Genomic DNA, 8,005 nt, shown 5'->3' with positions numbered 1-8,005 from the left:
TCGGCTAGAGTTTGACTACACACCAAAACAAACTCGGCTAGAGTTTGCTTTCGCATAAAAAAACCTATTCTTTGCCTTAATTTGATTTATTTGCTTTGCTCTAGTGAGGTTTTACTTTTCCATAATTTGGATTTAGTTGCATTTGCAGATTGTTATAATATTCAACCACACTACTTGGATTCGCTAATTCAGAGTAAGTATTAATAGCGGCTAAGTAGGAAGCATAGCTTTGCTTTAACACTTCTAAGAGTTTGTTATAAGCAGGGTTCTCCTGCATTACCTGTAATGCCGTAAAAGCTAACCTAAACACATACTCTATTTCCTGCACTGCATATTTGTAGGCTATATAGTTAGCAGCAAAGTTTACAAAGTCTCGAGCAGCTCCTGGTGATTGTTGAGCTAAGGTTTTGATTTGAGTATTAATCCCCTCACCAATCATGAGGAGTTGACGTTTTTGTTGTACGGTTAAAACTCCTTGGTTAGTTTCATACATCCCAATTACTCCTTGCCCATAAGAGGAAAAGTCATTACTCGTTGTTCCTAGGTAAAGAGTTTTAATGCGATCAGCTAGGGTTTCAACTTTTGTAGTTTTAATTCGTAGCTCTTCACATTTACGATTAGCACAAGTGTATTCCGAAACCGCACCTCCTTGAATAAGATTAGTAAAGGAAGTGAGATTACCGGGATAAACTTTTATTTGATCTTCGGAGTTTTTTCCTTGATGTTTAGGGATCACCACTATAGTTCCAGTTAAAGACAACATACTCATAATGTACTCATCTTTAAATTCATTCCCATAGGTCTTACGAAAGGCTTCTAGAAGAACATTTCCATACAAGGTTTGTTTTACTTTGGCGTTACTCTTGAGAACCAATTGCTTAGCTTCAGGGGCTTGAGTAAAAAAACTAGTAAAAGCATCCCCAAAGCCTTTGAGGTTTGCCATCAAACTTAGCTTGTTGTTAGTAGCACCGGTAATAGCTGCTAAAGAATCATTAACAATCCCTTGAGCTAAAGCACAAGAGTTACCGAGATGCTGATTGAGCATTTGTACTTTTCTTTGTAAAGCTTCAACCACTTGACTACAAGTAGGACATACATGAGTAAGAGCCAAACTAAAGCTATAACCTACGGCATTGGAGGCTACTGCTTTCATTAGTTGATTAAATTGCTCTTTACTAATAAAACTAAAGCTTCCTCCATACAAATCTATTCCGCCACAACCGGCATTGAGATAGGGAGCATCAAAGTTAAGCAATTGAATTGCCAAAAGTTGATTGCGTAAGGTAAAACTCCCTCCATAGTAAACATTGCGATCTAAAGCTCGAATCCGAGCTGCACTGGTGGTATGGTTTTGCACATTAAGGTTGCGGTTCAAAGAATCACTTACCGAATTTGCCAAAGTAGGCAAGGAGATGAGATACGCAAAGAGTAAAGTAAGTAAGCCTTTCCCTGCTTGCTGGTACATCTTGCCTCCTTACTCTTGCTTCGGAGTTAATTTCAGTAAACGTTCATTGATCACTTGAGCAATAACTTGGCGATCAGCTAGAGTTAGCTCTTGGATGCGTCCCTCAAGGATTTTTACTTCAGTAGAGGTGATAAGTCCTTGTTCTTGGAGTAAGTACTTAAGCACTTGCTCTACTTCAGGATGATAACGCACCACTAAGTCTTGTTTTAAGAAATGGCTATGTTCAATCACCCTAAATTTACTCAGATCATAACTTTGATAAGTACCATCTTTGAACTTAACTAATAAATGATCATACTCAGGAGGAGTTATATCTTGAGAAATCTGAGTGAGCTTACGTAAAGCTTGCGGTTGTTGTGGATAAATACTAAAGGTATAACCATAAGCCTGAGCTTGTTGAGCATAACGGCAAATCTTTTTTAGATAAGGGTTAGTGTGCAATGACACCATTGCCAAACTCAACTCTTGATTAAAACTTTGGAAGAGAGCTTGTTTAATAGCTTGTTCGAGTAAAGCAAAATAATGTTTTCTTGCCACCGGAGTATAAAAATTTTCCGTTTGCGGATCTAAAAGCAAATCAAAGTAAAGTAAGTACAAACTTGCTAAAGCCACTTGTGGTTCAAGTTGAGTTTTACTTAAAGCTAAATAGTCGGGTAAATGGCGTCGTAACCATGCTTGATCAAAAGTTGCAGGAACAGCTTGGGGAGCTTGAGGAGCAACCTCTAAACTTTGAGCTTGAGCTTCTACTTGCCAGTTGTAGTAATACCAAGCTAGTAAAGAGTAAAGGTTTTTACTATATTCTGGAACTTGATCAAGATATATATCTTGCCACTGTCCATATTCTTTAAGGTTGAGATAAAGGAGATAAGTAAAATCAAAGGAAGGCTTACTTTGCTGTTGTTGTAACTCTTGATGATATTGACGGAGATTAAATTTCTCTTGTTCTTTACTCATAAAAATATTCTCAGTTTTTACCGTAAGAGTGTAAGGACGATATTCCCAGAGATAGTAGAGAGAACCTAGATGCTGAGCTTGGATACTAGTTCCCCATAAACAAAGTAAGAGAAAGGTGAGTTTCTTCATAAAAGTTTCCTTATTGAAGTTAAAAGTAGGTGGTTGTCTGCCAATAAATGCCCTATTTTGTTTAATTAAAGGCTTTAGGCAAAGACCGTTTTAGGAGTTTGTCATTAATCAACTCTTGGATTTTTTCAGGATCTTGTTGACGTTCATTAATTACCCCTCGAGTTAAGTTGTATTCGGTACGACTAATTAGCTTGGTCAAGTAGAGATAACGAATAATCCTTTGTTCAAATTCTTGCAAGTCTACCGCCCCTTCTACTAAAAAAGCTCCATGGCTCGGACTAAAAATATGAACACTTGGTACTATTTCCACAGCTGCTTGCTGTAAAAAGCTTTGAATTTTTCTTGGATCTCGTTGATGCCAAAAATCTTTTAATTCAGGATGGACTTTTCCATTAACTTCATAAATTTCTACCTTAATGCCAAGTTCACTTGCAGCCTTGGCAGCTAGAGCCGTAAAATTTTTACTTTCATAATCCTGAGCTACAGTAAACACCAAGGTTAAAGCTGGTGCATGCAGACGAATAAGATTTTGTCGCATAGCTGCACTCATTTGCTCACGATATTGTTGTGCCATCGCATTTTGCGGAAAGAAAGCATTACTATCCAAAATAGCATTACCTTGAGTTACTAATTGAGCTTGCTCACTAAACAGAGCGGCTTTTTGTTGGGCATAGGTTTGTAAATAGAGATAAGCAAGAACATTAGCTTCACTTGGATTGTCCATCGCAAATTCAAGATACAAGGGTAAAGCTTGACGAAGCCAAGCACTACTAATCTTGGTGGGTACGGGTGGTAGTTGTTCTAAAGTTAGACCTTGTTCTCGTTCTTGCTCTTGCAGTAATTGCCAGTTGTAATAAAACCAGCCTTGGTTTTGTAAATGATAAGAAAAACTTGTAAGTTGATTACTCGCAAAAACTTGTCCACTAAGAAAAGAAAGTAGCAAGTAAATTAGATAACGTATCATGAGATTTCTCCCATTCTAAAATTTCTCTAAAAAGGGAGTTTAAGTTGGCGATAAAAGTATCGCCAACTCAAACTGGATTAAATATTTTCTTTTACACCTCCTTACAGGTCTTTAAGTGAATTGGAGCAATAATCCACTTAGATTAATTATTAATTGATATCTCAGGTCATTTCTTTATTTTAGTTAGGAGATATCTAATTGTAAACTTTTGATATCTCTTAATTTGACATTAAGCGATATCTCAATTTTGATTAATTAAAAATTGTCGAGCTTTACGCACAAAGTTATCAAGAGTTAGATTAGATCCCAAGTAATCTAATCTCTGTTGATTCCTCTCTTGGGCATTTCTTTGATCAAAGTTTTGGTTAGCACTAGCACGAGTTAAGAGAGTTTGTTGCTGAGCTAGCTTAGTGCCGAGATTCCTAAACTCTGGACTTGAAAGCATAATTGCTACCCATTCATCGAGATTGATTTGTTGCCAATCCACCAAAGCTAGCTCTTCGGTAGTTAAGGGGCTACAATCAGGCTTTTGCGGTCTCCCAAAGCCCTTGTTCAGTTGAGTTCTCACTTGCTCTTGAATAATACGAGCTAAAGGACTAGAGTAACAACAACTTACTTGAGTGGTTTGGATACAAGAGCCTAAAAGTCTTTGACTACAATATACCCCTACATTTGTACAAGAACGAAGTTTACGTTTATTAGCAAACTCAACTTCACTTTCATTACAGGAATAAGCGACTTCTAAAGCATTTTTGGTAAAACTATAAGCAGAGTAAATGGTCATCGCATAGTTAAAACCTTGAGAAACCGCAGGATTGATTTTTATAGTATCTCCTTGCTGCACAAAGATTTTTTGTCCAATTTGTGTTCCAAGATTTTGATTAACCCAGCGATATAAGCTCGCCATTAAACTTTGTAAAAGTTTTTGGTTTGCGACCACTTCTCCTCCTTGCACACTTGTGCCGGTAGCTACACTATTACCAACAAGATTTTCATAGAGGGAAGTTAAATTCTCTTTACTATAGTTATAAGCTTTGGTAAAGCCTTGGTTTACCAACTGTCCAAGATTAGCCCAAGAGCCTATAGGGTTCTCATAACCCAAGGATTTGGCAGCATATTCATTAAGCTGAGTTAGTTTAAACCCTAAACTTAGATAATCTTGTAAAGAGACTTGAGTTGGTAAATTACAGCAATCAACTAAACCTTTGGCACTACAACGACAAGTATGAGCTTTACCTGCAAATACTCGACAGATTCCCGTGCGTAGATCGCATTGAGATTCTTCTTGAATACCACTGAGCAAAGAAACCGCAGCTATAACTTTACTCATGTCTTGTTGCTTTTGTAAACGGTCACAGCCCATATCTCCCGCTTGGCAAGTATAAGGAGCACACTTACTTTTAGTGGTGACCACAGTATTCTGAAAACTCTCTTGTTTCCAACACCGATAAGTAAGCAAGCCTTGATAATGTTCTACTACTTGGCAAGATTTGTTAGTGATAATTACCTTATCACCTTGTTGAACAAAGTATTTAGGACAACTAACTCCAAGAATGCAGGTAGCAAAATTTTGGGTGGTAAAGTTTTTTGGTACTTCTTTAATACTTACTTCTAAAGGACAATCTTCATAGCTTTGCTTGCTGACAAAGTTATCTAAGCAATTAGGTCGCACGCTTTGTTGATTGCACTGGTAGCTATAAGTGTAGCCAATAATTCCTTTAACTAATTCAGGGCTTGCACCTTTGATCTTACTAATTTGGGCGTAATGCAAACTATAAGGATCACCATCACGAGCACTTTGTAAATAAATTGGTTCTTTATCTTTTAAAGTACAAGTGATGTTAGATTTACTTAAAGCTTGCTCTAGAGCTTGTTTACAAGTAGCTTTGACTTGCGTAGTGTATTGCCAACTGATTTCAATTTGCTCACAAAAGCTCGCTTCTCCTAAATATGGATTATGCGGATTTTGAATACGACAATACTCTTTGCCATTAATGATGACGCAAGCTTGTTGGTCTTCCGGAAGACGAATTTTCTTACCTAAACATTTAACTTGGTAGAGTTTAGGAAGAGCTTGATCATTAATTTGCTCGAGCTGAGCTTTGAGGTCTGCGGTATTAGCGTAAGCAGTACCCACAGAAGCAGTGTTCGTAGAGGAAGGAGCAGAGACATCCTTACTTCTTACTGAACTTGTTACTGCAATCTCTACTAGTTCCTGAGAAACAAAAGTAGGTGATTGCTTAAAGCTCGACCCCAAAAGCTGAGGAGAGAAAGTGGAAAATATTTGCGACAAGCTCACTTGTCTCAAACTCTCCTGAAGAGAAAGTAAGTGTTTAAGCTCGGAATTTGCGAAGAACATTTGCTTGAAAAAAGTAGGTTGAGAATAAAATACTGGTATCTGAACTTGAGTCTTGGTTTGCACAAGACTTAAACTAGTCGTTGCCTTAGGCTTAAGCTCAGCACCAATGGGGATGTTTTGCTTTGGTTCTGCAACCTCTCGAGCTAAAGTTTGATTAAATAAAGTAGGTGCTTCTTGGTTCAAGCTCACTTGAGCCAAAGGATTCTGAGAAGCAGTAGGTGATTCTAAGTTCAGGTATCCTTGAAGCAAAGGATCTTGAGAGTCAATAGATTGTTCTCGCTGCATAGATGCCTGAGCTAAAAAACTATGAGAAAAAGCTGATTGCTCTTGGCTCAAGCTCACTTGAGCCAGAGCCTCCTGAGAAGAAATAGGTTTTATTGGATGATTCAATAGGAAAACTAATTTATGTAGCCAATTAGTTATCCTCGATAAGATTTGAATTTGCCCTATTTGCGTTTCTTCTAAGGAATAAATATCAATTTGCTTTCTCTTTGGAGGTTGAAGATCTTTTAGAGGATAAAGATCTTCTTGTATTCTAACTTGAGGTTTAACTTGATGTTGAATTTGAAATTTTATCTCATTTGGAGTTTGAATTTGACTTTGAGCTTGAGATCGAGTTTTACTTTGCTTTTTAGCTTGCCAAGCCACCTCAGCCTGAGTATTACTATTATTCAAAAGCAAACTAACATATCCTCGCTCGATGCTTAATTTAGTACTTGCGGTAAACTCTTGAGTTAATCTTGTCCACGGACAAGCTTCAAGATCCCAGTCAATATGTGTTGGTTTTTGCTCTTGAGTATAGTAACCTCTAATCTCTAAGCGATAAGGATTAACTTTTCTTACCGAAGCTTTAAGGTTACTTACCTTAAAGGTTAAAACTTGCTCTTTATAGTTATACAAAGAGCTAATATCTATCTCCTTACCGACAGCTAAAAGCTGATTATTGACACCAATCTTTCCCTCACCATGAACTAGACGAACGGTAAACCTCATTTGTTCTACTTGATGAATTACCGATAACACTAGAGTTTGGCTAATCTTTCTTCCTTGATCTTCAACTTGAGTCTGAAAACATTGCTTGCCACAAGTTTTATTTTTGGTGAAGAAAGCTGGAAGTTTGGTAATGTCTCCTTGCCCTTGATTGCTACCTTGCCAAGTCGGACGGACAATACATTTAGCAAAGATCTTTCTTGGTTGGGTACAAGAGAAACTCGAGCTTTTAGTTTGGGTACAAGAACCCCTACTAATGAAGGGATCACTAGGAGACAAACCCTTGAGCAGTTGCGAATCTTGAAACCAAGCTTCATGTTTAACTTCGAGTTCGGGCATATTCGCAAGACTTTTACTAGCAACTCCACTAGCTTGAGCCGCATAATCTTTACTTGTATCCCAAAGAGCTTGTTGTCCTGAGTCTACAATGAGAGGCGGAGCTTGTAAGTACTGGACTACGAGAGTAACTAGTTGCTCTTGCTCAGCTTTACTCAAACGGGTAAAATCAATTTGTTCTAAGCTTCCCCAAGAGAGAGAAGTTAGAGCAGCAAGAAAATTTTTATCTTGCTTTAAAGCTAGATATTGCTGATATTCTTGAGAATTAGGGTTATTTTTGGCATTAAGAATTGCCCTTGCTTGTTGAGTTTTATCTTGAGCCTCTACTTGTAACCATTTACCTCCGGTAAGAGCCTGAGGTTGAGGAGGCACAAGCAAAGCTAAGCTTAACAAGCAACTTAACCACCTTTTACCTAAACAAATATGCATAATTGTCCTTACTAAAGTCGCATACGTAAAAATTTGTTTAGAGTAAAATTGTAAAATTTGCAATATAAAAATGGAGACAGTTAGTTAAAACTGTTAAAAATGACAAAATTGTAAAAATTAAAATTAAGAATAAAACTTAAAATTAAAACTGTAGCAAATGGGATTTTTAGAAAATGTTTTTAAAAACTTAACAAACGGTGACTTAACGAAAAGGTCTTAATATTCAAGATGCTTAATATCTAGATATTCTAGATATTGATATTTAGTGTAAGCTCAAAGATTGATAATATTAAGACTAAAAAATAAAACTAAATTTTATTTTTATAGATAGGATTTTTTGATTGGATTTTAGAGAATTTATGCTAATAAAATGTTATAT

General features: G+C 36.9%; 4 protein-coding genes. All 4 read right to left on the bottom strand.

From position 1 onward, the window contains the following. Window positions 1-100: 100 nt before the first annotated feature. The gene (locus CKF59_RS06220; protein WP_119535085.1) at window positions 101-1,465 is read right to left on the bottom strand and encodes a conjugal transfer protein TraH; all 1,365 of its coding nucleotides are present in this window, start codon (window positions 1,463-1,465) and stop codon (window positions 101-103) included. 9 nt (window positions 1,466-1,474) lie between these two features. Beyond that, window positions 1,475-2,548, bottom strand: a complete 1,074-nt coding sequence (locus tag CKF59_RS06215) for a hypothetical protein (RefSeq protein ID WP_119535084.1) — start codon at window positions 2,546-2,548, stop codon at window positions 1,475-1,477. A 61-nt stretch (window positions 2,549-2,609) separates the two neighbouring features. Then, complete coding sequence (traF, locus tag CKF59_RS06210) at window positions 2,610-3,512, bottom strand: conjugal transfer protein TraF (RefSeq protein WP_119535083.1); 903 nt, start codon at window positions 3,510-3,512, stop codon at window positions 2,610-2,612. Between the two features lie 241 nt (window positions 3,513-3,753). Then, window positions 3,754-7,626, bottom strand: a complete 3,873-nt coding sequence (gene traN / locus CKF59_RS06205) for a conjugal transfer protein TraN (protein ID WP_119535082.1) — start codon at window positions 7,624-7,626, stop codon at window positions 3,754-3,756. Between the last annotated feature and the right edge of the window lie 379 nt (window positions 7,627-8,005).

The organism is Psittacicella gerlachiana, from assembly GCF_003585965.1.
In the GTDB taxonomy this organism is placed as follows: domain Bacteria; phylum Pseudomonadota; class Gammaproteobacteria; order Enterobacterales; family Psittacicellaceae; genus Psittacicella; species Psittacicella gerlachiana.
This window is presented reverse-complemented; position numbering and strand designations above follow the sequence as displayed.